The following is a 23,002-nucleotide window of genomic DNA, read 5'->3' as shown; positions in this document are numbered from 1 at the left end:
TCAGGCGGGCTCCTGGGAGACGGGGGTTCCGGGCGGGCGGCCGGTGCTCTTCTCGACGTCGAGTGCTTGCTGGAGCAGAACGACCGCGGCGACCTGGTCCACAATGCTACGAGATGATCGCTGTGATCTGCCCGAATTGCGCAGTGCGGCATGCGCGGACACGGTCGAGAGGCGCTCGTCGACGAGCCTGACGGGCACAGCGGATGCCTCGGCCACCGCCGCGGCGAACTCCCGTGCATCGGTGGTCGAGGGGGTGTCCTCGCCGCGCATGTTCAGAGGCAGCCCGACGAGGATCTCCACCGCGTCGTGCTCGTCGGCCAGTGCGACGACGCGCGCGACGGATCCGTCGTCGCGGGTCACCGTCTCGACCGGGGTCGCGAGCAGGCCGTCCGGGTCGCACCGCGCGACGCCGACGCGAGCCCGGCCCACGTCGATGCCGAGTCGCACTCCGCGACGGAAGCCGCTCACGCTCCGAGCGCGTCCTTCACGGCCGACAGCGCCGCCGGCAGGGCCGAGGCATCCGTCCCGCCCCCCTGCGCGACATCGTCGCGGCCGCCTCCGCCGCCGCCGAGCGCCGCGGCAGCGGCCTTGGCGAGGACGCCTGCCTTCGCGCCGGCCGCGCGGGCGGCGTCGTTCGTGGCGACGATCACCACCGGCCGGCCGCCGACCTCCGCGCCGAGAGCGACGACGGATGCCTGCGAGCCGAGACGTTCGCGCACCTGCAGGGCGAGCGAGCGCACGTCGTCGGCCGAGGCGGCTGCGCCGAGCGATTCGGCAACCACGAGGTGACCGCCCACCGCCGTCGCCGTGGCGGCGAGGGCCGGGAGCCGGTCGCCGAGAGCCTTCGCCTCGAACGAGGCGATCTTCTTCTCAGCGGCCTTGAGGCTCGCGGTGAGCTCGGCGATGCGCGCGGGCAGCTGGTCGCGCGGCGTCTTGAGGGTCGACGTCAGCTGCGACACGATCGCGCGCTCGGCCGCGAGCGAGCGGAACGCGTCGAGCCCGACGAGCGCTTCGACGCGACGGTTCGACGCGCCGACGGAGGATTCGCCGACGAGGCTGACGAGACCGACCTCGGCGCTCGTCGAGACGTGCGTGCCCGCGCAGAGCTCGCGGGACCAGGGGCCGCCGATGTCGACCATGCGCACGGTCTCGCCGTACTTCTCGCCGAACAGCGCCATCGCCCCGAGGGCCTTCGCCTCGTCGAGCTTGAGGACGCGGGTGGTCACCACGAGATTGTCGCGGACCGCGTTGTTCGCGATCTCCTCGATCTCGGACTTGGTCGCGTCGGACAGCGACTGGCCCCAGGTGAAGTCGAAGCGCATGTAGCCTGCGCGGTTCAGGGAGCCGGCCTGCGTCGCCGTCTTGCCGAGCGTGTCGCGGAGCGCGGCGTGCACGAGATGGGTGGCGGAATGGGCTTGGCGTGCGGCGCGCCGGTTGACGGCATCCACCACCGTTGTCGCCGGCTGATCGACCGCGACCTCGCCGGTCGTGACCTCGACCGTGTGACTGATCAGCCCCGCGACGGGCTTCTGGACGTCGATGACCTCGAGCTCGTAGCCCGGGCCGACGATGACGCCCTTGTCGGCGACCTGTCCGCCGGACTCGGCGTAGAGGGCTGTCTCGGCGACGATGACCTCGGCGATCTGCCCGGCCGCGGCGCGGTTCACCGACACGCCGTCGACGAGGATGCCGAGCACGCGGGACTCGGTCTCGAGATCGGTGTAGCCCGTGAAGACGGTCTCGCCCTGGGCGCGGAAGTCGCGGTACACGCTGGTGTCGGCGAGCTGGCGCTTGCGCGACTTGGCGTCGGCCTTGGCACGCGCGCGCTGCTCCTGCATGAGTGTGTCGAACGCGGCACGGTCGACGGTGAGGCCGGCTTCCTCCGCGATCTCGAGAGTGAGGTCGATCGGGAAGCCGTAGGTGTCGTGGAGGAGGAACGCCTCAGCGCCCGCCAGCGCGGTTCCGCCGGACATCTTGGTCGCCGCGACGGAGTCGTCGAGGATGTTCGAGCCCGCGGCGAGGGTGCGCAGGAAGGTCTCCTCCTCGGCCAGCGCGTACTGCGAGATGCGCGCCCAGTCGGCCTCCACCTCGGGATAGGCGTCCTTCATCGCGTCGCGCGACGCGGCGAACAGATCGGCGAACGTCGGACCGTCGACGCCCAGCAGGCGCATCGAGCGGATGGCGCGACGCATCAGGCGCCGCAGGATGTAGCCGCGCCCGTCGTTGGCGGGCGTGACGCCGTCGGAGAGCAGCATGAGGGACGAGCGGATGTGGTCGGCGACGACGCGGAAGCGCACGTCGTCCTCGTGGACGGCGCCGTACGTCTTGCCCGAGAGGGCGACGGCGCGATCGAGGACCGGGCGCACCTGGTCGGTCTCGTACATGTTGTCGACGCCCTGCTTGATGAACGCGATGCGCTCCAGGCCCATGCCGGTGTCGATGTTCTTCGCGGGGAGCTCTCCCACGATGTCGAAGTCGTACTTCGACTGCACGTTCGTGATCTCGTACTGCATGAACACGAGGTTCCAGATCTCGACATAGCGGTCGTCGTCGGTCGCGGGACCGCCGTCGATGCCGTACTCCGGACCGCGGTCGAAGAAGATCTCGGAGCACGGGCCGGCGGGGCCGGGAAGCCCGGTGCTCCAGTAGTTCGTGTCCTTGCCGAGGCGCTGGATGCGCTCCTCCGGGAACCCGGCGATCTGCTGCCAGAGCCCGAACGCCTCGTCGTCCTCCTCGTAGACCGTGACCCACAGGTCCTTCGGGTCGAAGCCCAGTCCGCCGACGTCCTCCGACGAGGTCAAGAGCTCCCATGCGAAGCGGATCGCGCCCTCTTTGAAGTAGTCGCCGAACGACCAGTTGCCCAGCATCTGGAAGAAGGTGCCGTGGCGCGGCGTCTTGCCGACCTCTTCGATGTCGTTCGTGCGCAGGCACTTCTGCACGTCGGCCGCGCGCTGGTACGGCGCCGGGACGTCGCCGCTCAGGTACGGGATGAACGGGACCATGCCGGCGACGGTGAACAGCAGGGCGGGGTCATCGGTCACCAGCGATGCCGAGGGGACGATGACGTGGTCGTTCTTCTCGAAGTAGTCGAGGTAGCGCTGAGCGATCTCGGCGGTCTTCATTCGGGTCCTCGCAAAATGCGCGCGGTCCACTCCCCCGGAATCGGGGCAGAGGGGCCGCTGGTCAGTCGGTGAGCTTCTTGGCCGCGTCTGCCGCCGTGTCGACGGCGTCCGATGCGGCGGACCGTGCCGCGTCGGCGGCACCGGCGGCGGCATCCTTCACGTCGTCGACCAGGCCCGAGATGAGGGCCTCCTGCTCGCGGTAGGCGTCGCCGATGCGGTCGGTGAACTCGGAGATGCGGGCGTCGACCTCGGCGAGGATCTCGTGACCCCGCGGGTCCTTGTTCATGAGGTGTGCGACGACGAACCCGCCGGCGATGCCGAACAGGAACCACAGCACGTTCTTCATGTCACCACTTCCTCGCGGGGCCGCCGGGCGCGGCATCCCCCCATCGTAGGCGGAAACGACGAAGGGCGTCGGGTCTCCCCGACGCCCTTCGTGCGAAACGCGTTCGCGAGCCGTTAGCGGGCTGCGTAGTACTCGACGACGAGCTGGACGTCGCAGACCACGGGGACCTCGGCGCGCTTGGGGCGACGCACGAGGCGGGCCTGGAGCTTGTCGAGCTCGACCTCGACGTAGGCCGGGACCGGGGGCAGGACGTCGGCGTGACCGCCGGCGGCTGCGACCTGGAAGGGCTCGGTGCCCTCGCTCTTGGCCTTGACGTGGATGAGCTGACCCGGCTTCACGCGGAAGGACGGGCGGTCGACGAGCTGGCCGTCGACGAGGATGTGGCGGTGCACGACGAGCTGGCGCGCCTGTGCGGTGGTGCGGGCGAAGCCGGCACGGAGCACGAGGGCGTCGAGACGCATCTCGAGGAGCTCGACGAGGTTCTCACCCGTCAGGCCCTGGGTGCGGCGCGCCTCGTTGAACGTGTTGCGCATCTGCTTCTCGCGGATGCCGTACTGCTCGCGCAGACGCTGCTTCTCGCGGAGACGGACGGCGTAGTCGCTGTCCTGCTTGCGCTTGGTGCGGCCGTGCTCGCCCGGAGCGTAGGGACGCTTCTCGAGGTAGCGGGCGGCCTTGGGGGTCAGCGCGACGCCGAGGGCGCGCGAGAGGCGGACCTTGCGGCGGTCCTGGGACTTCGTAGCCACGAAGTGTTCCTTCCGATGACGCGGCCGTGTCTTTCACGGCTCGCGGACGTATCTCGATCTCTTCGCCCTGTCCGGACTGCACGCCGGGGCATGCCGGAAGGTTGGTGAAAGAAGAGAGGGGATGCCCGAAAACTGCGTTTCGAGCCGGTCAAGTCTACCAGACGCGCCGTCGCGCCCGCGTCGAGCGGATGCCGTGCGTCAGCGCTCCCCCGCGAGGATCCGCCGGATCTTCTCCAGGCGCGCCTGGACATCGCGCTCCTGACCGTGGTTGGTGGGCTCGTAGTAGCGACGGCCATGGAGCTCGTCGGGCAGATACTGCTGCGCCGAGACGCCGATCTCGGAGTCGTGGGGGTAGACGTAGCCCTTGCCGTGGCCGAGGCGCTTCGCGCCCGGGTAGTGGGCGTCGCGAAGATGGAGGGGAACGCGCCCGAAACCGCCGGATCGGACGTCCGCGATGGCGGCGTCGATGGCGAGGTACGCGGCGTTCGACTTGGCCGTCGTGGCGAGGTAGGCGGTCGCCTCGGCCAGCGGGATGCGCCCTTCCGGCATGCCGATCAGCTGGACCGCATCGGCCGCCGCGACCGCGAGCGGCAGCGCCTGAGGGTCGGCCAGTCCGATGTCTTCGGCGGCCGAGATGATGAGGCGCCGGGCGATGAACCGCGGGTCTTCTCCGGCTTCGATCATGCGTGCCAGGTAGTGCATCGCCGCGTCGACGTCGGACCCGCGGATCGACTTGATGAATGCGCTGATCACGTCGTAGTGCTCGTCGCCCTGGCGGTCGTAGCGCAGCAGTGCGCGGTCGACGGCCTGCGCGACGTGCTCGGCGGTGATCTCGGGCGGGTCGCCATCGGTCTCGGGTGGCTCCGAGAAGGATGCCGCGGCCTCGAGTGCCGTCAGCGCGCGTCGGGCATCTCCCGACGACAGACGCACCAGTGCGTCGCGGGCCTCGTCGCCGAGCGTGACGGCGCCGGCAAGACCGCGCGCATCGCCGACGGCGCGATCGATGAGCAGACGCAGGTCGTCGTCGGTGAGGGCCTTGAGCGTCAGGAGGAGAGATCGCGAGAGGAGCGGCGAGATGACCGAGAAGGACGGGTTCTCGGTGGTCGCGGCGATCAGCACGACCCAGCCGTTCTCGACTCCGGGGAGGAGTGCGTCCTGCTGCGCCTTGGTGAAGCGGTGGATCTCGTCGAGGAACAGGATCGTCGACTGCCCGTAGAGGTCGCGCTGGGTGAGCGCCTCCTGCATGACCTCACGTACGTCCTTCACGCCGGCGGTGACGGCGGAGAGCTCGACGAAGCGGCGGCCGGACGAGCGCGCGATCGCCTGGGCGAGCGTGGTCTTGCCGGTGCCCGGCGGCCCCCACAGGATCACCGAGGTCGCCGCGCGGGCCGCGGCCTCCGGATTGGCGAGCGTGACCAGTGGTGAGCCCGGCCGCAGCAGGTGGCCCTGACCGGCGACCTCGTCGAGCGAGGTGGGTCGCATCCGCACGGCGAGGGGCGTCTGCCCCTGGAAGAGCGCGGTCGGACTGGTCACCGTTCCAGGCTAGTCCGCGTGCCCGACGCCCGGCGCGACGCGTTTTGCCGCCGGTGATCACGGCCCGTAGGATCAACCCGGCCCGGGCAGCGACCCGGAGCGGAGGAGGATCCGTGGCGAACGGTGGCAAGGATCGCGGAGCACGCGAGTCGCGAGAGCGAGCTCGGGTCTATCAGGCGCGTCAGGAGTTCCACCGCGGGCAGGCGAAGCGACGCACCCGGGACAACCTCATCGCGGGGATCGCCGGTGGCCTGCTCGTCGTCGGCGTGCTGGCCGCGCAGACCGCGTACTTCGTCACCGGTCCCGGTGCGCCGGTGCCGACCCCGACGGTGACATCGACGCCCACGCCCACGACCTCGACGACGCCGACTCCCACCACGAGCGCGACGCCGACCCCCACGCCCTGAGCGCCGTCATCTTCGGCATCTGAGCGGACCGCTCCGCCGTACTAGGCTTGGGAGCCGTCCATCCCCCACAGGCGGCGTGAGCCGCGATGAGGTGCATCCCGTGACTGCCGCAGCAGAGTCCACTCCCGAATCCACCGGTCCCGACAGCGAATCCGTCGAGCCCGACACCGAAACCACCGAGGCCGTGACCGAGGCGTCCGAGTCCGCTTCGGAGTCCCCGGCCGCCGATCCTGCTGCGGACGACGTCGTCGCGCCAGCGGTCGAGCCGGAGCCCGAGGCGGTCGTCGAAGCTGTCGAGGCGGATGAAGAGCCCGTCGCCGACGCAACCGAGCGCCAGGCTGAAGCTGCCGAGCCCGTCGCCGAAGCCGCCGGGCCTGAGACTGCTGCGCTCGAGGCTGCTGAGCCCGAGACTGCTGAGCCCGAGACTGCTGAGCCCGAGGTTGCCGAGCCCGAGGCTGCCGAGCCCGAGGTCGCTGAGCCCGAAGCCGCTGAGCCCGAAGGTTCACAGGCGCCGGCACCGTCGCCGGTCGCAGCACCGCGCCCCGCACCCCGCCCGCGTCCCGGCGCCACCGCTGCCCCGCGCGACGCGTCGCCGACCGAGCCGTGGGGCCGCGTCGAGGAAGACGGCACCGTCTCGGTGCGAGAGGCGTCCGGATGGCGCGTCGTCGGCCAGTATCCCGACGGCTCGCCCGAGGAGGCCCTCGCGTACTTCGAGCGCAAGTACGCCGATCTGGCGAGCGAGGTCACGCTCCTCGAAGTCCGTCACCGTCGGGCCGGGGCTTCCGCATCCGATCTGCGGGGCGCCGCACGCACCGTCTCGGCGAAGCTCGAGGGCGCGGCCGCCGTCGGCGACCTCGCGAGTCTCGAGGCCCGCGTGGCCGCGCTCACGCAGACGCTGGCTGCAGCATCCGCCACCGAGGCCGCCGCGGCGCGAGAGGCCGTCGACGAGGCCGTCCGCGACCGCACCGCACTCGTCGAGAAGGCCGAGGCTCTCGCGGCGCGCGACCCGCGCTCCGTGCAGTGGAAGCAGGCCACCACCGAGCTGAACGAGCTCTTCGAGCAGTGGCAGTCGCAGCAGCAGAACGGACCGCGTCTCCCGAAGGCCGCCGCGCAGCAGCTGTGGAAGAGGTTCCGCGACGCGCGTTCGACGGTCGACAAGCACCGCCGCGAGTTCTACGCCGAGCTCGACGAGGCCCACAAGGGCGTCCGCGAGCGCAAGACGAAGCTGGTCGAGAAGGCAGAGGCCCTCGCGCCCAAGGGCGAGGACGGCATCCCCGCGTACCGCGACCTCCTCGATGAGTGGAAGATGGCGGGCCGCGCGGGCAAGAAGGTCGACGACGCACTCTGGGCGCGGTTCAAGGCCGCGGGCGATGCGCTCTACTCCGCGCGGATCGAGCGTGAGACCGCTGACGCCGAGGCATCGCGAGAGAAGATCGAGCAGAAGCGGGCCCTCCTCGACGAGGCGAAGGCGGTCGCGGACGAGCGGGAGATCGCCAAGGCACGGTCGCTCCTGACCGGCATCCAGCGGCGCTGGGACGAGATCGGCCGCATCTTCCCCCGCGACGCCGAGCGTGCCCTCGACGACGACCTGCGCAAGATCGAGCAGGCCCTCCGCACGCGCGAGGACTCCGACTGGAAGCGCAACAACCCCGAGACCAAGGCGCGCGCGAACGACATGACGCGTCAGCTGACGGATGCGATCGAGAAGCTCGAGGACGAACTCGCGGCGGCGAAGAAGTCGGGTGACAAGAAGGCGATCGCGAACGCCAGCGACGCCCTCGAGGCGCGCAAGTCCTGGCTCAAGGCGCTGGGCGGCTGACCCGCCCTCCGCGGCAAGAGGCTGGTCGCGCGGGTTGTCCACAGGGCGGCGGATGAGGCGTCCGCCGCCCTGTGACCGTGCGGCACACTCCCCCTATGGCGTCTCCGTTCCTGTACTTCGTCGATGACCGGCTGTCACTCGCGGAGCTCTCTGCAGCGCGACTCGACGGCGATGTGGTGGAGCTCGGTGAGGCGTACATCCCCGCGGATGCCGTCGAGACGCGCGCGCTGCGCGCCGGATCGCTGACCGGTCTGCTCGGCGACACCCTCGCCGCCACCCATCTCACGGCGGCCTGGGTGCACGGCGCGCTCCCCGATCCGCCTGCTCTCCACACCGTGCAGCGAGCGGTGCCACGACGGCTGCATCGGGTTCCGGTCCGCCACCTCGTCTATCGCGACCTCGCCGTGGCAGACGCCGACCTCGAGGTCGTGGGCGGCGTGCGGGTGACGACGCCGGTGCGAACACTGGTCGACCTGTGCCGGGTGGCCGACGACGCCCACACCCGAGCGGCGAGGCTGATGGCGGCAGAGCGCGCAGAGCTCGTGGATGAGGCGATCGCCCGACTGCACGGCGGTGCACTCCCCCACAAGCGCGCCGCGCTCGCGCCGCTGCGCCGACTCGCCGCGGCCGAGGCGGCGACTACGACGACGTGACGCGGTAGACGTCGTAGACGGCGTCGATGCGCCGCACGGCATTCAGCACCCGGTCGAGGTGGACGATGTCGCCCATCTCGAAGACGAAGCGGCTCAGAGCGAGGCGATCGCTGGATGTCGAGACCGACGCCGAGAGGATGTTGACGTGATGCTCGCTGAGCACCCGGGTGACGTCGCTGAGCAGGCCCGACCGATCGAGTGCCTCGACCTGGATCTGCACGAGGAAGACGCTCTTGGTGGTGGGGGCCCACTCGACGTCGATGAGCCGTTCGGGATCGTCCATCAGGCTCTTGACGTTCGTGCAGTCGGCGCGGTGCACGGACACCCCGCTGCCGCGCGTGACGAAGCCCATGATCTGGTCGCCCGGGACCGGCGTGCAGCACTTGGCGAGCTTCACCAGGATGTCGGGGGCCCCGCGCACGAGGATGCCCGAGTCGCCGTTGCGGGACTGCCGTGCGCGACCGACGCTCGGCAGGTCGATCGGACCCGTCGCGGTGTCGTTGGCGCTCACGATCGCCGTGACCTTCTCGATCACCGACTGGGTCGACACGTGACCTTCGCCGACCGCGGCATAGAGGGCGGACACGTCTTCGTAGCGAAGCTGGTGCGCGACCTCGGTGAAGGAATCCTGGCTCATCAGGCGCTGGAGGGGAAGGTTCTGCCGGCGCATGGCGCGGGCGATCGCCTCCTTGCCCTGCTCGATGGCCTCCTCGCGTCGCTCCTTCGTGAACCAGCCGCGGATCTTGTTCCTCGCGCGGGTGCTCTTGACGAAGCCGAGCCAGTCCTGGCTGGGGCCGGCATCCGGGTTCTTCGACGTGAAGACCTCGACGACGTCGCCGCTCTTGAGCTCGGACTCGAGCGGAACGAGGCGGCCGTTGACCTTGGCGCCCATCGTGCGGTGCCCGACCTCGGTGTGAACGGCATACCCGAAGTCGACCGGCGTTGCTCCTGCGGGGAGACCGATCACGCGGCCCTTCGGCGTGAAGACGTAGACCTCTTTCGCGCCGATCTCGAAGCGCAGCGAGTCGAGGAACTCGCCGGGGTCGGCCGTCTCGGCCTGCCAGTCCGAGATGTGCGCGAGCCACGCCATGTCGGTGTCGAGCGACTTGGAGTCGGTCTTGCCCCCGTTCATGCGCTCTTTGTACTTCCAGTGCGCGGCGACGCCGTACTCCGCCTGCTGGTGCATCTCGTTCGTGCGGATCTGAATCTCGACCGTGCGCCCGCCGGGGCCGATCACCGTCGTGTGCAGCGACTGGTAGAGATTGAATTTCGGGGTGGCGATGTAGTCCTTGAAGCGGCCGGGAAGCGGCGTCCACCGGGCATGGATCGCACCGAGCACCGCATAGCAGTCGCGCACGCTCCCGACGAGGATTCGGATGCCGATCAGGTCGTAGATGTCGTCGAACTCGCGACCGCGGACGACCATCTTCTGGTACACCGAGTACAGCTGCTTCGGGCGACCCATGACACGCCCGCGGATGCGCAGCTCACGCAGATCGGTGTCGACCGCGTCGATCACGTTCTGCACGTACTGCTCGCGCTGCGGGGTGCGCTGCTTGACCAGGCTCTCGATCTCGGCGTAGAGCTTCGGATGGAGGACGGCGAACGACAGGTCCTCGAGCTCTGACTTGATCGCCTGGATACCGAGTCGGTGCGCGAGCGGCGAGTAGATCTCGAGAGTCTCGGTGGCCTTCTTGCGCGCCTTCTCGGGCGGGACGAAGCCCCACGTGCGGGCGTTGTGGAGGCGGTCGGCGAGCTTGATGAGGAGGACACGGATGTCGCGCGACATCGCGACGATCATCTTGCGGACCGTCTCGGCCTGCGCGCTCTCGCCGTACTTGACCTTGTCGAGCTTCGTGACGCCGTCGACGAGCATCGCGACCTCGTCGCCGAACTCGGCCGTCAGCGTGTCGAGTGCGTACCCGGTGTCTTCGACGGTGTCGTGGAGCAGCGCCGCCGCGATCGCCTTCGGACCGAGGCCGAGGTCGGCGAGGATCTGCGCGACCGCGAGCGGATGCGTGATGTACGGCTCGCCGCTCTGCCGCGTCTGCCCGGAGTGTGCCTGGTCGGCGACCGCATACGCGCGCTCGATGATCGACAGGTCGCCCTTGGGGTGGTGCGTGCGCACCGTTCGGAGAAGCTGCTCGACGTCGTCGCGTCGAGCCGACCGCGAGAAGATCCGCGGGACGAGGCGCCGGAGGGACGAGGTCTGGGCGGGGGGGACGGTCTCGGTCATCCGATACCCTCCCCTCCGCTGGACCTCACAATCCTACGCCCGCGTCGGACGGCCTCAGGCCGGGGTGCCCGCGAGCTCACGGGCTGTCAGCACCCGCTCGTCGCGCGCCTTGATCGCCGGCTCGTTCTCACGCAGCAGTGAGTACAGCGGTGCCGCGACGAAGATCGTGGAGTACGCCGCGACGATCGTGCCGACGAAGATCGACAGCGACAGGTCGGTCAGCGTCTGAGCACCGGTCCACAGCAGTCCGATGAACAGGATGGCGCCGGTGGGCAGGATGGCCACCACGGTGGTGTTGATCGACCGCACGAGCGTCTGGTTCACCGCGAGGTTCACCGACTCGCCGAACGTCCTGCCCGACACCTCGCCGTCCTCGCTCGTATTCTCTCTGATCTTGTCGAACACGACCGTCGTGTCGTACAAGGCGTACGACAGGATCGTGAGGAATCCGATCACGGCTGCGGGCGAGATCTCGAAGCCGAACAGCGCGTACACGCCGACCGTGATGACGAGCACGTCGACGAGGCCGATGATGGCCGAGACGGACATCTTCCACGTGCGGAAGTACAGCCCGAGGATCAGGAACGTCAGCGCGAGGAAGATCGCGAGACCCCAGAGGGACTGACGCGTGACGTCGGCTCCCCAGCTGGGGCCGATGAACGAATAGCTCACCTCGGAGATCGGCACGTCGTAGGCGGTCGCGAGGGCCTCGGATACCTCGCGGCTCTCGGCATCCGTCATCTGACCGGTCTGAACCCGGACCGAGTCCTCGCCGACGGTCACGACCTTCGTCGTCGCGTCGGGGACGACCGACTGCACGGCTTCGGTCGCGAGGGCCTGGTCGGCCTCGGCGACGTTGCTCACGGTGAACTGCGACCCGCCGGTGAACTCGATGGAGAACTGGATGGGGCGGAACACCGGCACCAGTGCGGAGCCGATCACGAGGATGGCGGCGATGAGGAACCACAGTCGACGCCGCCCGATGAACGGGAAGGACGTCTTGCCGGTGTAGAGGTCGTTGCCGAACTGACTCATGGAGCGCATCAGTCGTCTCCCTCCTTGGCGGTCGTGCCGGGTTTCGACTTGTCGCCGGCCGCGGACGCGGCGAGCTCGGCCTGCTTGCGCTCGGCGATGGTCTGGCGTCGTGCGGCTTCGCCGCGGGACTTGACGGCGCGGCGACCGGCGGCCGTGGTGGACGTGGCAGGAACGGGCTCACGGAACTGCGCACGACCGCGGTACACGGCGCCGAGTGCAGTGGGGTCGAGCCCCGACAGCGGGTGTCCGCCGCCGAAGAACCTCGTGCGTGCCAGGAGCTGCATCACCGGGTGGGTGAAGAGGATGAAGATCAGCACGTCGATCGCGGTCGTGAGACCGAGGGTGAACGCGAAGCCCTTCACCGTGGCGTCGGCCAGGATGTACAGCACGACGGCGGCCACGATGTTGATCGACTTCGAGATGTAGATCGTGCGCTTCGCGCGGTCCCAGCCGTCCTCGACGGCGCTGGTGATCGACTTGCCGTCGCGCAGCTCGTCTCGGATCCGCTCGAAGTACACGATGAACGAGTCCGCCGTGAAGCCGATCGTGACGATCAGGCCCGCGACTCCGGCGAGCGACAGGCGGAAGCCCATGCGCCATGCCAGGATGCACAGCGTCAGGTACGTGAGCACCGCCATGACCGCGAGCGACGCGATGATCACGAACCCGAGGGCTCGGTAGACGATCAGCGAGTAGATCGCGACGAGTGCGAGACCGATCAGACCGGCGATGAGGCCGATCTGCAGCTGCTGCGAGCCGAGGGTGGCGGAGATCGAGTTCGAGCTCTCGACGGTGAAGCTCAGCGGCAGCGCGCCGTACTTGAGCTGGTCGGCCAGGACCTTCGACGACTCCTGCGTGAAGTTGCCTGTGATGCTCGGGTCTCCGCCGAGGATGACCGCGTTCATCGAGGGCGCGGACAGCACGTAGCCGTCGAGCACGAAGGCGAACTGGTTCAGCGGAGGCTCGGCGCCGTAGAGACGCTGGCTGATCTCGCCGAAGGTCTTCGTGCCCTCGTCGTCGAACTTCAGGTTGACGGCCCAGAGTCCGTTGTTCTGCTGGAGGCCGAAGGTGGCGTCGTCGATGGACGAGCCGTCCATCTCCACCGGTCCGAGGATGTACTTGTACGTCCCGTCGGGGTCGCATGTGATGAGCGGCTGATCCGCAGGTGCGTCGGCGGGGTCGTTCGTCGGGTTCGCGCAGTCGTAGGCGAGGAACTCGGCCTGCAGCTTGGGCGTGATCCACGCGACGTCGCTGCCGTCGGTCGGCTCGGCGGTCGGCGTCGCCTGCAGCGTCGGGTCGGGCGTCGGGAACGGCGTCTCCTTGCCGTCGTCGCCCACGAACGACGTCACCGGCGAGCCCGTGTAGAGCACGGCGCGCAGCTGCAGCTGCGCGGACGCCTCGATGCGGTTGCGCGTCTCCTCGTCGGCCTGGCCGGGGATCTGCACGACGATCTGGTTGCCGGCCTGCGTCGTCACATCGGCCTCGCCGACGCCCGAGGCGTCGACGCGCTGGCGGATGATCGTGACGGCCTGGTTCATCTGCTCGTCCGAGGGGGCCGCGCCGTCCTCGGTCTGCGCCTCGAGGACGATCTGCGTGCCGCCCTGCAGGTCGAGTGCGAGCGAGGGAGCCCAGGAGCTCTGCTGGAAGACGTAGACGCCGAGCGCGTTGATCCCGGCCAGAAGTGCCGTGATCACGAGGAGACCGGTCAGCGCGCGCCACGCATGCCGGACGGGAGTGGAAGTCGCCACTGATTCCGCTTTCTGGAAGGCCCCCGAGGGAGCCGGTGGGTCAGGCCTGGGGCTTGGTGCCGGGCTCGGCGTCCGGGTCGACGACGTCGGTCGTCGCGGCGGCATCGGTCTTGTCGTCGATCACAGGCGCCGCGGCGTCCACCGCAGAGTCCTCGACCCGGGCGGAAGCCTCCGGGAGGAAGTCGTCCTCGGTCTGCTGCGGCGCGGTCGGCTCGACGATGCGCAGGATGGCCTGGCTGTGGACCTTGATGTCGACGCCGGGGGCGATCTCTACGACTGCCGGCTGGTCGAGGTTCTCGGGGTCGTACGAGACGATCGTGCCGTAGAGCCCACCCTGAAGGAGCACCTCCGCGCCGGGCACGGTCTGACGCGCGCGCGCCTCCTGCTCCAGCTTCTGCTTCGCCATCCGACGACGCGAGCTCCAGAACATGAAGACCAGGAGCACGACCAGCAGGATGATGAGGCCGTAGTTGGTGAAGAACTCGTTCATGAAGGTGAGGTGACCTTTCGGGTCAGGCGCGCACCATGGCGGCGCTGCCTGTGAGAAGGGGGGTAGGCGAGAGCCTCCAGTGATTATAGGTCATCGAACCCGAGCACCGATTCGACGGGTCGGGCGCCCAGGTGCGCATAAGCCTCGGGTGTCGCCACGCGTCCGCGGGGGGTTCTCCCCATGAATCCGATTCGCACGAGGTAGGGCTCCACGACCGACTCGACGGTCTCGGCCTCCTCGCCGACGGCCACGGAGAGCGTGCCGAGGCCGACGGGACCGCCGCGGAATCGGCGGACCAGGGCGTCGAGCACCGCGCGGTCGAGCCGGTCGAGCCCGATCGCGTCGACGTCGTAGAGATCGAGCGCGGCATCGACGATCGCACCGTCCGCTGCCTGGCCGTCGCCGTAGACGATCAGATAGTCGCGCACGCGCCGCAGCAGCCGGTTCGCGATGCGCGGCGTCCCGCGCGACCGGCGGGCGATCTCGGCTCGGGGCTCGAGCGGTACGGACACGCCGAGCATGAGCGCCGAGCGCTCGATGACCCGCTCGAGCTCCTCCGGCTCGTAGTACTCGAGGTGGGCGGTGAATCCGAAGCGGTCGCGCAGCGGGTTGGGGAGCAGTCCCGACCGTGTCGTCGCGCCGACCAGGGTGAACGGCGCGAGATCGAGCGGGATGCTGGTGGCCCCGGCGCCCTTCCCGACCATGATGTCGATGCGGAAATCCTCCATCGCGAGGTAGAGCATCTCCTCCGCGGAGCGTGCCATGCGATGGATCTCGTCGATGAACAGCACCTCGCCCGGTGTGAGGCTCGAGAGCAGCGCCGCGAGGTCGCCCGCGTGCTGGATGGCCGGTCCGCTCGACATGCGGAGCGGGCGGCCGCTCTCGTGGGCGACGATCATCGCCAGCGTCGTCTTGCCGAGGCCGGGTGGGCCCGACAGCAGGATGTGGTCCGGCGGCCGCTGCTGGATCCGCGCGGCGTCGAGCAGGAGCTGGAGCTGACCGCGGACCTTCTGCTGACCGACGAACTCGGCCAGCGACGTAGGCCGGAGGGCCCCCTCGATCGCGAGCTCCGTCTCGTCTTCGGGCTCGGTGGCATCGCGGAACTCATCCACCGACCGGCTCCTTCCTCGTGGGGCCGAGCACCGAGAGCGTCAGGCGCAGAAGCGACGACACGGAGGCGAGCTCGGCGTCCGTCGCGTCCGCGCCGACGGACTCGACGGCCTCGGCCGCGACGCGCTCCGACCAGCCCAGTCCGATGAGAGCCTGCACGACCTGCGCCGGTACGGCGGGCGAGGCATCCGCCCGCCGGCCGGCCGAGGGGGCCGTGGCGATGATCTTTCCCGCGAGCTGGACCACGATCAGCTTGGCGGTCTTGGGCCCGATGCCGGAGACGCGGCGGAACGGCGCGTCGTCGTCGGCGGACACCGCGTCGGCGATCTGCGAGACGGTGAGGGTCGCGAGCACGCCCAGCGCGGACTTCGGCCCCACCCCCGTGACGCCGAGGAGCTGTGTGAACACGACCAGCTCGTCGCGGTCCTCGAATCCGAACAGCGACAGCGCGTCTTCGCGCACGATGAGGTTCGTGTGGAGCAGGAGCGTCTCGCCCAGGTGGGCCGCGTGCGCCACCTGCGGGGTCACGGCGACCGAGAGCCCGACTCCCCCGACCTCGACCACGACGGAATCCTGCTCGACGTGCACGACAGTGCCCCGGACTGAGGAGATCATGCTTCGAGCCTACGGGCGCGTTCGGACGTTTGTTCGAGCGACACGCTCAGCGTCGGGCGAGTCGCTCGGCGTCGGCCCAGGCCCGCTGCGCAGGAGTCGGTGGAGCGGATGCGGCGACCGCCGCTCCCCCGCGCCATGCGTGGCACAGTGCGATCGCGAGGGCGTCGGCGGCATCCGCGGGCTGCGGCAGCGCGTCGAGCCGCAGCACGCGCGCGACCATGGCCTGCACCTGCCGCTTGTCGGCCGCGCCGTACCCGGTGATCGCGGCCTTCACCTCGGAGGGAGTGTGCGTGGCCGCGGGCAGCCCGCGCTCCCCCGCGACGAGCAGCGCGATGCCGCTCGCCTGGGCGGTGCCCATCACGGTGTGACGGTTGTGCTGGGCGAAGACGCGCTCCACAGCGACGACGTGCGGACCGTGCTCGTCGATGACCGCGCGGAGCCCTGCGGCGATGATCGCGAGACGCTGCTCGATCGGCACGCCGGGATCGGACCGGACCACACCGACGTGCACGAGCCGCGCAGACCGGTCGGACGCGACATCCACCACGCCCACGCCGCATCGCGTCAGACCCGGGTCGATGCCCAGGACTCGGAGCGCGCCGCGCGCGGAACGGGATGCCACACCCCCACGCTAGGCGAGCGGACCATCCGCCCGTCCCAGGCGCGCCCGTGTCGGCGGCGGGGGCTACTCGTCGCTCTCGAGCTCGGCCTGGACGTCGGCGCTGAGGTCGAAGTTGCTGAAGACGTTCTGCACGTCGTCGCTGTCTTCGAGCGCGTCGATGAGACGGAAGATCTTGCGAGCGGTGTCGGCGTCGATCTCGACCTTGAGGTTCGGCACGAACTCCACGTCGGCCGACTCGTAGTCGATTCCGGCGTCCTGGAGCGCGGTGCGGACGGTCACCAGGTCGTGCGCCTCGGTGATGACCTCGAAGCCCTCGGCGTGCGGCTCGACCTCCTCGGCGCCCGCCTCGAGCACGGCCATCATGACGTCGTCCTCGGTCGTGCCCTCGCCCGAGACGACGATGACGCCCTTGCGCGTGAAGTTGTAGGCCACGCTGCCGGGGTCGGCGAGGCTGCCCCCGTTGCGGCTCAGTGCGGTGCGCACTTCCGCAGCGGCGCGGTTCTTGTTGTCGGTGAGGCACTCGATCATGAGCGCGACGCCGTTCGGGCCGTAGCCCTCGTACATGATCGAGGTGTACTCGACCGCTTCGCCGCCGATGCCCGCGCCGCGCTTGATCGCGCGGTCGATGTTGTCGTTGGGGACTGACGTCTTCTTCGCCTTCTGCACGGCGTCGTACAGAGTCGGATTGCCGGCGAGGTCGGCGCCGCCGATCTTCGCGGCCACCTCGATGTTCTTGATCAGCTTCGCGAACGACTTCGCGCGGCGCGAATCGATGATGGCCTTCTTGTGCTTCGTGGTGGCCCACTTGGAATGCCCGGACATACTTCTCCTGATCAGCTCGTCGGCGGGTCGCCCGCCCGACGGCGGTGGAGCGCGTCGGGGTGTGACCACCGGCTGACCATTCTAAACCTGCCCCGCCCGCGTGACACGGCGTCGAGATCGAGAGGGTCAGCCGATCACCTTCCGCAGTGTGCGCAGGTTGCGGTTCGTCGTGCGCGGCTTGTACGCCGCCCTGCCGAGAAGCTTCCCGAACGGGGTGTCGACGGTCGTGCCCTTGACGGGATTCCAGTAGACGACGCCCGGCCCCGCCGCGATGGGGTCGGCGGAGGCATCCATCGTCCTGGCCGCGGTCACGAGTTCATCGCGGGTCTCGTCGTCGACGCAGAAGACGACCCACGGCTGGCGCGACGCGTCGCTCTCGTCGAACGGGAAGCCGTCGGCCGCGGCTAGGAGCTCGCTCGCCGTCACGAGCACGATCCACGCGTCGTAGCCGAATCGGCTCCGCAGCGCCTTCTCGATCGAGGTCTTGAGCTGCGCTCGAGCGGATGCCGCGGCATCCGTGTCGAACGCCACATTGCCGCTGGCCAGCACGGTGCGCACCTCGGCGAAGCCCAGATCGACGAAGACGGCGGCGAGGTCGGCATTGCGGATCGTGATCCCGCCGACGTTCACCCCGCGCAGGAGTGCGATCCAGGCGGTCATGCTCAGAGCGCGAACTCGAAGCCGAACCGCGAAGACAGCAGTGCCACGAGATCGCGCGGGACCTTCGTGAGGTACGCCGGCGCCGGGGCGAGCGTCTCGGGCGAGCCGATGAACGGGAAGTACACGGGGCCATCCGTGAGGGCCTCGATCTCGTTGCGCACGGCGACGATCTCGCCGCCGATGCGACGGAGGGCCGTGAGCGTGATCGGGCTCGCGAGTCGAAGGGTGTCGCTGACGGGCATGCGCCAGTGAGGGAGCTCGTCGCCGCGCCGTGTGCGCGTCTCCTCACCGAGCGGACCGAGGACGCGCCCCCAGGCGGCGATTCCCGGCACGGAGAGCGTGCGATCCCACACGAACAGCGTGTCACCCGGTTCGGTGAAGCCGACGAGCTCGTGGGACCACTCGAACCGGCGATCGTCCGACGACTTCGGGGCGGAGAGCGCGTCCGCGACGATCCCCTTCGACGGCGCGATCATCCAGTAGCGCTCCTCGGGATGCTCGCGCCACCAGTCGTTGATCGTCATGCCACAGAATCTAACCGGTGCGCGAGACCGGACGTCAGATCGAACGCACGGTATCGAGGAACAGGCGGTGGAATCGATGCTCGCCCGTGACCTCGGGGTGGAATGCGGTCGCCAGCAGCGCCCCCTGCCGCACGGCGACGATCCTTCCGTCGTCGAGCTGGGCGAGGCGCTCGACCTCATCGCCCGCCTGCTCGACGAGCGGCGCACGGATGAAGACGGCGTGCACGCTGTCGCCACCGAGGACCGGCACGTCCAGATCGGTCTCGAACGAGTCGACCTGACTGCCGAACGCGTTGCGTCGGACGGTCACGTCGAGTCCGCCGAAGGTCTGCTGGCCCTCGATCCCATCGATGATGCGGTCGGCGAGCAGGATCATGCCCGCACAGGTGCCGTAGACCGGCATCCCGGCGGCGATCGCGTCGCGGACGGGCTCGCGCATCCCGAAGGCGCGCGAGAGCTTGTCGATCACGCTGGACTCGCCGCCGGGGATGACGAGACCGTCGACGGACGCGAGCTCGGCGGGGCGGCGGACCAGTTCCACGTCGGCGCCCAGCTCGGTCAGGACGCGCGCGTGCTCGCGCACGTCGCCCTGGAGAGCGAGGACGCCGACGCGGGGACGGGATGTCGTCATGCGGCGGCGCCGGTCACCAGCCGCGCTCGGACAGGCGATGCGGCGCGGGGAGGTCGGAGACGTTGATGCCGACCATGGCCTCGCCGAGGCCGCGCGACACGTCGGCGATGACCTTGGCGTCGTCGTAGAACGTCGTCGCCTTGACGATCGCCGCCGCGCGCTGCGCGGGGTTGCCCGACTTGAAGATGCCCGAGCCGACGAAGACGCCGTCGGCGCCCATCTGCATCATCATCGCGGCGTCGGCGGGCGTCGCGACCCCGCCGGCCACGAAGAGCACGACCGGGAGCTGGCCCGTCTCGGCGATCTCGGCCACGAGGTCGTACGGCGCCTGGAGCTCCTTGGCGGCCACGTAGAGCTCGTCCTTCGTCATCGACGTGAGGACGTTGATCTCGCTGGTGATCTTGCGGATGTGCTTGGTCGCCTCGGAGACGTCGCCGGTGCCTGCCTCGCCCTTGGACCGGATCATCGCCGCGCCCTCGTTGATGCGGCGGAGGGCCTCGCCGAGGTTGGTCGCACCGCAGACGAAGGGAACCGTGAAGCCCCACTTGTCGATGTGGTTGACGTAGTCCGCCGGCGAGAGCACCTCGGACTCGTCGATGTAGTCGACGCCGAGCTCCTGCAGCACCTGGGCCTCGACGAAGTGACCGATGCGGGCCTTCGCCATCACCGGGATCGAGACGGCCTCGATGATGCCGTCGATCATGTCGGGGTCGCTCATCCGCGACACGCCGCCTTGGGCGCGAATGTCGGCGGGGACGCGCTCGAGCGCCATGACGGCGACGGCGCCGGCATCCTCCGCGATCTTCGCCTGCTCTACCGTGACGACGTCCATGATGACGCCGCCCTTGAGCATCTCGGCGAGGCCGCGCTTGACCCGGCCGGTGCCGGTGTCGACTGTGCTCACGAGGGTTCCCTTCGACGGGTCGCGCAGCGGAGCGCGACGAAGAATACAGGTCGGGTATTGACCTAGGCCAAAAGATAGCATGTACCGCGCCCTACACTCGGGACAGCGAAGGACGGTGACATGGACCTCGAGATCAGCGGCAGCTCCGCGTCGGAGATCGCCGACAGTCTGCGGGCGCTGCTCGAGCGCGGGACGCTTCGTCCGGGAGACGCCCTGCCCCCGGTGCGCGTCCTCGCCGAGTCGCTCGGAGTGAATCGGAACACCGCGGTCGCCGCCTACCGACAGCTCACGCAGGCCGGCGTGGTCGTGACCCGCGGTCGTGGCGGCACCCATGTCGCGGATCGCTCCCCCGTCGCGCAGGAGGGCTTCGCCGCAGACAGCGTGCTGCGTGACGTCGGCACCGGCAATCCCGACCCGGAGCTCATCCCCGACCTGTCGCGCGCGCTCACGAGCATGGCGGGGCGCCCGGTGCTCTACGGCGAGCCCGTGATCGATCCCGACCTGGAACGGTGGGCGAAGGAGTGGATGAAGGAGGATCTCGCTCCCGGTGCCGCGCTGCGCCTCACGATCACCAGCGGGGCCGCCGACGCGGTCGAGCGACTGCTCACCGGCGTGCTCACCCGCGACGACGCCGTCGCCCTCGAGGATCCGTGCTTCCTGACGAGCATCCACACGGTGCGCATCGGCGGCTACCGCCCTGTTCCCGTTCCCGTCGACGACGAGGGGATGACCGTCGAGGGCCTGCGGGCCGCACTCGAGCAGGGCGTCCGCGCGGTCGTCTGCACCCCTCGCGCGCAGAACCCCACCGGAGCCAGCCTGTCCGAGCGGCGGGCGGCAGACCTGCGAGCGCTCCTCCGGGAGCACCCCTACGTCCTCGTCATCGAGGACGACCACTTCTCGCTGCTGTCGCAGCAGCCGTTCCACTCGCTGATCGGAGCCGAGCATCGACGCTGGGCGTTGATCAGGTCGGTCTCGAAGTTCCTCGGACCCGACATGTGCCTCGCCGTCACCGCGTCCGACGCCGAGACGGCGGAGCGGCTCGCCATGCGGCTCACCCCCGGGACGACCTGGGTCAGCCACCTGCTGCAGCGGCTGACCCACACGCTGATGTCCGACTCCGCCGTGACGGCGGCCGTCCAGCGCGCGGGCGTGCACTATGCCGCACGCAACGCGGCGTTCGCGCAGCGGCTCACCGGCCATGGCATCCCGACGGTCGCCGGCGACGGACTGAACCTCTGGGTGCACCTGCCCGTACCGGCCCGAGCCGTCACGGAGCGACTCATGCGGCGGGGGTGGCTGGCCCGCAGCGGCGACGACTTCGTCCTGAGCGGCCCACGTCCGTCGCATCGTCTGCGCCTGACCGTGCACGACCTCGACGACGCCGACTCCGCGCAGCTGGCGTCGGACATCGCGGGTGCGGTCGAAGCCCTGCACGGCCGGTCGGCACCGGCGGAAGTGGCATGATCGAGCGGTGAAGATCCTCTCGATCCAGTCCGCCGTCGCCTATGGGCACGTGGGCAACTCGGCGGCCGTTTTCCCGCTTCAGCGCATCGGCGTCGAGGTGCTCCCGGTCTACACGGTCAACTTCTCGAATCACACCGGGTACGGAGCCTGGCGCGGGCCGCTCATCAGCCCGGACGACGTCCGCGAGGTCATCCTCGGGATAGAAGAGCGCGGAGTGTTCCCGCAGATCGACGTCGTGCTCTCGGGGTACCAGGGCGGCGAGGGCATCGGCGACGTGATCCTCGAGACGGTCGAGCGGATCAAGGCCGTCAACCCGGGGGCGGTGTATTCGTGCGACCCGGTGATGGGAAACGCGAAATCCGGCTGCTTCGTCGCGCCCGCGATTCCGATCCTGCTCCGCGAGCGCGTCGTTCCCGCGGCCGACATCATCACGCCCAATCAGTTCGAGCTCGGGTTCCTGACCGGCACCGAGCCCGGCACCCTCGCGTCCACGCTCGCCTCGGTCGATCTGGTCCGGGCGACCGGACCGCGAACGGTGCTCGTCACGAGCGTCGAGCGTCCCGACGCCGAGGACGGCACGATCGAGATGCTCGCCGTCGACGACACCGGCGCGTGGATCGTCCAGACGCCGCGCATCCCGATGAAGGCCAACGGATCGGGCGACGTGACGGCGGCGCTCTTCACCGCGCACTATCGCCGCACGGGCGACCTCGCAGACGCGCTCGCGCGAACCACCTCGAGCGTCTACGACCTGCTCGAGCGCACCCACGAGTCGGGCGAGCGCGAGCTGCAGCTCGTCGAGTCGCAGGAGTCCTACGCGCGGCCGCGCATGCAGTTCGAGGCGCGCCAGGTCGCCTGAGGCGAGCGGATGCTCCCCACGCCCTCCGCGCTGCGCGGAGCCTCAGGGCGCGTGGGCCAACGGCCGAGGCATCCGGTGCCGGCGATCAGGCCGTCCAGACCGCCGCGACTGCGCGACGCACATCGCCGAGCAGCTGCGGCAGCGCCTTCGTCTTCGCGATGATCGGGAAGAAGTTGGCGTCCGAAGACCACCGCGGCACGACGTGCTGGTGGAGGTGCTCGTCGACGCCGGCACCTGCCACCGCACCCTGATTCATGCCGATGTTGAAGCCGTCGCAGCGCGAGACGGACCGCAGCACGCGCATCGCCTGCTGGGTGAGGGAGCCGATCTCCGCCACCTCCTCGTCCGTCGCCTGGTCGTACGTCGCGATGTGGCGATACGGGCAGATGAGCAGGTGACCCGAGTTGTACGGGAACAGGTTCAGCAGCGCGTAGGCGGTGCGGCCTCGCGCGACGATCAGTCCGTCCTCGTCCGACTTGTGGGGCGCCTCGCAGAACGGGCACGCCGCGCGCAGCGGATCGGGTCCGGCCTGGATGTACGCCATGCGATGCGGCGTCCACAGCCGCTGGAACTCATCGGGAATCCCCGGCAGGGTCGCGGCATCCACCAGTCCCGCGACGTCGGCAGGTGATGCATCGGAGTGAGAGGCGTCACCCACC

Annotated in this window: 23 protein-coding genes; 5 read left to right on the top strand and 18 right to left on the bottom strand. The window is 69.6% G+C overall.

Annotated elements, in window-relative coordinates; all coding sequences use genetic code 11:
* The 5 genes from ruvX to EER34_RS11955 form a co-directional block, all read right to left on the bottom strand.
* Positions 1 to 468 carry a Holliday junction resolvase RuvX gene (gene ruvX, locus EER34_RS11975; RefSeq protein ID WP_127475106.1) on the bottom strand — a complete coding sequence of 156 codons (468 nt, stop codon included), beginning with the start codon at positions 466 to 468 and terminating at the stop codon, positions 1 to 3.
* On the bottom strand, positions 465 to 3,122 hold the full coding sequence (gene alaS, locus EER34_RS11970; RefSeq protein WP_127475104.1) for an alanine--tRNA ligase: 2,658 nt from the start codon (positions 3,120 to 3,122) through the stop codon (positions 465 to 467). The genes ruvX and alaS overlap by 4 nt, the downstream gene beginning before the upstream one ends.
* Positions 3,123 to 3,183: 61 nt before the next feature.
* On the bottom strand, positions 3,184 to 3,468 hold the full coding sequence (locus EER34_RS11965) for an ATPase (protein WP_127475102.1): 285 nt from the start codon (positions 3,466 to 3,468) through the stop codon (positions 3,184 to 3,186).
* Between the two features lie 113 nt (positions 3,469 to 3,581).
* On the bottom strand, positions 3,582 to 4,211 hold the full coding sequence (gene rpsD, locus EER34_RS11960) for a 30S ribosomal protein S4 (protein ID WP_127475101.1): 630 nt from the start codon (positions 4,209 to 4,211) through the stop codon (positions 3,582 to 3,584).
* Between the two features lie 198 nt (positions 4,212 to 4,409).
* Positions 4,410 to 5,693 carry a replication-associated recombination protein A gene (locus tag EER34_RS11955; protein WP_420845978.1) on the bottom strand — a complete coding sequence of 428 codons (1,284 nt, stop codon included), beginning with the start codon at positions 5,691 to 5,693 and terminating at the stop codon, positions 4,410 to 4,412.
* 164 nt (positions 5,694 to 5,857) lie between these two features.
* Here EER34_RS11955 and EER34_RS11950 point away from each other — a divergent pair, with 164 nt between their 5' ends.
* The 3 genes from EER34_RS11950 to EER34_RS11940 all read left to right on the top strand — a co-directional run bounded on the left by EER34_RS11950 (position 5,858) and on the right by EER34_RS11940 (position 8,623).
* Positions 5,858 to 6,151 (top strand): dioxygenase, encoded by a 294-nt coding sequence (locus tag EER34_RS11950; RefSeq protein WP_127475097.1) that lies wholly within the window; start codon positions 5,858 to 5,860, stop codon positions 6,149 to 6,151.
* A gap of 637 nt (positions 6,152 to 6,788) precedes the next feature.
* Complete coding sequence (locus EER34_RS11945; protein ID WP_240642357.1) at positions 6,789 to 7,970, top strand: DUF349 domain-containing protein; 1,182 nt, start codon at positions 6,789 to 6,791, stop codon at positions 7,968 to 7,970.
* Between the two features lie 95 nt (positions 7,971 to 8,065).
* Positions 8,066 to 8,623, top strand: coding sequence for a type IV toxin-antitoxin system AbiEi family antitoxin (locus EER34_RS11940; RefSeq protein ID WP_127475095.1), 558 nt, complete (start codon positions 8,066 to 8,068; stop codon positions 8,621 to 8,623).
* Here the strand turns inward: EER34_RS11940 and EER34_RS11935 are convergent.
* The 12 genes from EER34_RS11935 to pdxS form a co-directional block, all read right to left on the bottom strand.
* The gene (locus EER34_RS11935) at positions 8,610 to 10,859 is read right to left on the bottom strand and encodes a RelA/SpoT family protein (protein ID WP_127475094.1); all 2,250 of its coding nucleotides are present in this window, start codon (positions 10,857 to 10,859) and stop codon (positions 8,610 to 8,612) included. The genes EER34_RS11940 and EER34_RS11935 overlap by 14 nt on opposite strands.
* 54 nt (positions 10,860 to 10,913) lie before the next feature.
* Positions 10,914 to 11,903, bottom strand: coding sequence for a protein translocase subunit SecF (gene secF / locus EER34_RS11930; RefSeq protein ID WP_127475092.1), 990 nt, complete (start codon positions 11,901 to 11,903; stop codon positions 10,914 to 10,916).
* Positions 11,903 to 13,642 (bottom strand): protein translocase subunit SecD, encoded by a 1,740-nt coding sequence (secD, locus tag EER34_RS11925; RefSeq protein ID WP_127475090.1) that lies wholly within the window; start codon positions 13,640 to 13,642, stop codon positions 11,903 to 11,905. Before secD ends, secF begins: the two co-directional genes overlap by 1 nt.
* Before the next feature lie 40 nt (positions 13,643 to 13,682).
* The gene (locus EER34_RS11920) at positions 13,683 to 14,132 is read right to left on the bottom strand and encodes a preprotein translocase subunit YajC (RefSeq protein WP_127475089.1); all 450 of its coding nucleotides are present in this window, start codon (positions 14,130 to 14,132) and stop codon (positions 13,683 to 13,685) included.
* 83 nt (positions 14,133 to 14,215) lie between these two features.
* Positions 14,216 to 15,244 (bottom strand): Holliday junction branch migration DNA helicase RuvB, encoded by a 1,029-nt coding sequence (ruvB, locus tag EER34_RS11915; RefSeq protein WP_127475087.1) that lies wholly within the window; start codon positions 15,242 to 15,244, stop codon positions 14,216 to 14,218.
* Positions 15,237 to 15,857 (bottom strand): Holliday junction branch migration protein RuvA, encoded by a 621-nt coding sequence (gene ruvA, locus EER34_RS11910; protein ID WP_127475085.1) that lies wholly within the window; start codon positions 15,855 to 15,857, stop codon positions 15,237 to 15,239. The genes ruvB and ruvA overlap by 8 nt, the downstream gene beginning before the upstream one ends.
* Before the next feature lie 46 nt (positions 15,858 to 15,903).
* On the bottom strand, positions 15,904 to 16,479 hold the full coding sequence (ruvC, locus tag EER34_RS11905) for a crossover junction endodeoxyribonuclease RuvC (protein WP_127475083.1): 576 nt from the start codon (positions 16,477 to 16,479) through the stop codon (positions 15,904 to 15,906).
* A 63-nt stretch (positions 16,480 to 16,542) separates the two neighbouring features.
* Entirely contained in the window at positions 16,543 to 17,301 is a 759-nt protein-coding gene (locus EER34_RS11900; RefSeq protein WP_127475081.1) for a YebC/PmpR family DNA-binding transcriptional regulator, read from the bottom strand.
* A 126-nt stretch (positions 17,302 to 17,427) separates the two neighbouring features.
* Entirely contained in the window at positions 17,428 to 17,961 is a 534-nt protein-coding gene (locus EER34_RS11895; RefSeq protein WP_127475080.1) for a DUF1697 domain-containing protein, read from the bottom strand.
* A gap of 2 nt (positions 17,962 to 17,963) precedes the next feature.
* Complete coding sequence (locus EER34_RS11890; RefSeq protein WP_127475078.1) at positions 17,964 to 18,485, bottom strand: hypothetical protein; 522 nt, start codon at positions 18,483 to 18,485, stop codon at positions 17,964 to 17,966.
* Between the two features lie 34 nt (positions 18,486 to 18,519).
* The gene (pdxT, locus tag EER34_RS11885) at positions 18,520 to 19,116 is read right to left on the bottom strand and encodes a pyridoxal 5'-phosphate synthase glutaminase subunit PdxT (protein WP_127475076.1); all 597 of its coding nucleotides are present in this window, start codon (positions 19,114 to 19,116) and stop codon (positions 18,520 to 18,522) included.
* Between the two features lie 13 nt (positions 19,117 to 19,129).
* Positions 19,130 to 20,020 carry a pyridoxal 5'-phosphate synthase lyase subunit PdxS gene (pdxS, locus tag EER34_RS11880; RefSeq protein WP_127475075.1) on the bottom strand — a complete coding sequence of 297 codons (891 nt, stop codon included), beginning with the start codon at positions 20,018 to 20,020 and terminating at the stop codon, positions 19,130 to 19,132.
* 120 nt (positions 20,021 to 20,140) lie between these two features.
* Between pdxS and EER34_RS11875 the strand changes: the two genes are divergently transcribed.
* Both EER34_RS11875 and pdxY read left to right on the top strand, forming a co-directional pair.
* Positions 20,141 to 21,484: an aminotransferase class I/II-fold pyridoxal phosphate-dependent enzyme gene (locus EER34_RS11875; RefSeq protein WP_127475073.1), complete on the top strand. Its 1,344-nt coding sequence runs from the start codon at positions 20,141 to 20,143 to the stop codon at positions 21,482 to 21,484.
* A gap of 7 nt (positions 21,485 to 21,491) precedes the next feature.
* Positions 21,492 to 22,343 (top strand): pyridoxal kinase PdxY, encoded by an 852-nt coding sequence (gene pdxY / locus EER34_RS11870; RefSeq protein WP_127475072.1) that lies wholly within the window; start codon positions 21,492 to 21,494, stop codon positions 22,341 to 22,343.
* 85 nt (positions 22,344 to 22,428) lie between these two features.
* Here pdxY and EER34_RS11865 read toward each other — a convergent pair whose 3' ends face one another.
* Complete coding sequence (locus EER34_RS11865) at positions 22,429 to 22,953, bottom strand: HIT family protein (RefSeq protein ID WP_240642350.1); 525 nt, start codon at positions 22,951 to 22,953, stop codon at positions 22,429 to 22,431.
* Positions 22,954 to 23,002: the final 49 nt, after the last annotated feature.

Origin of the sequence: Microbacterium sulfonylureivorans (genome assembly GCF_003999995.1) — a bacterium.
GTDB lineage: Bacteria > Actinomycetota > Actinomycetes > Actinomycetales > Microbacteriaceae > Microbacterium > Microbacterium sulfonylureivorans.
Note: the sequence above shows the minus strand (reverse complement) of the source record. Positions and strands in the feature narration are given on the sequence as shown.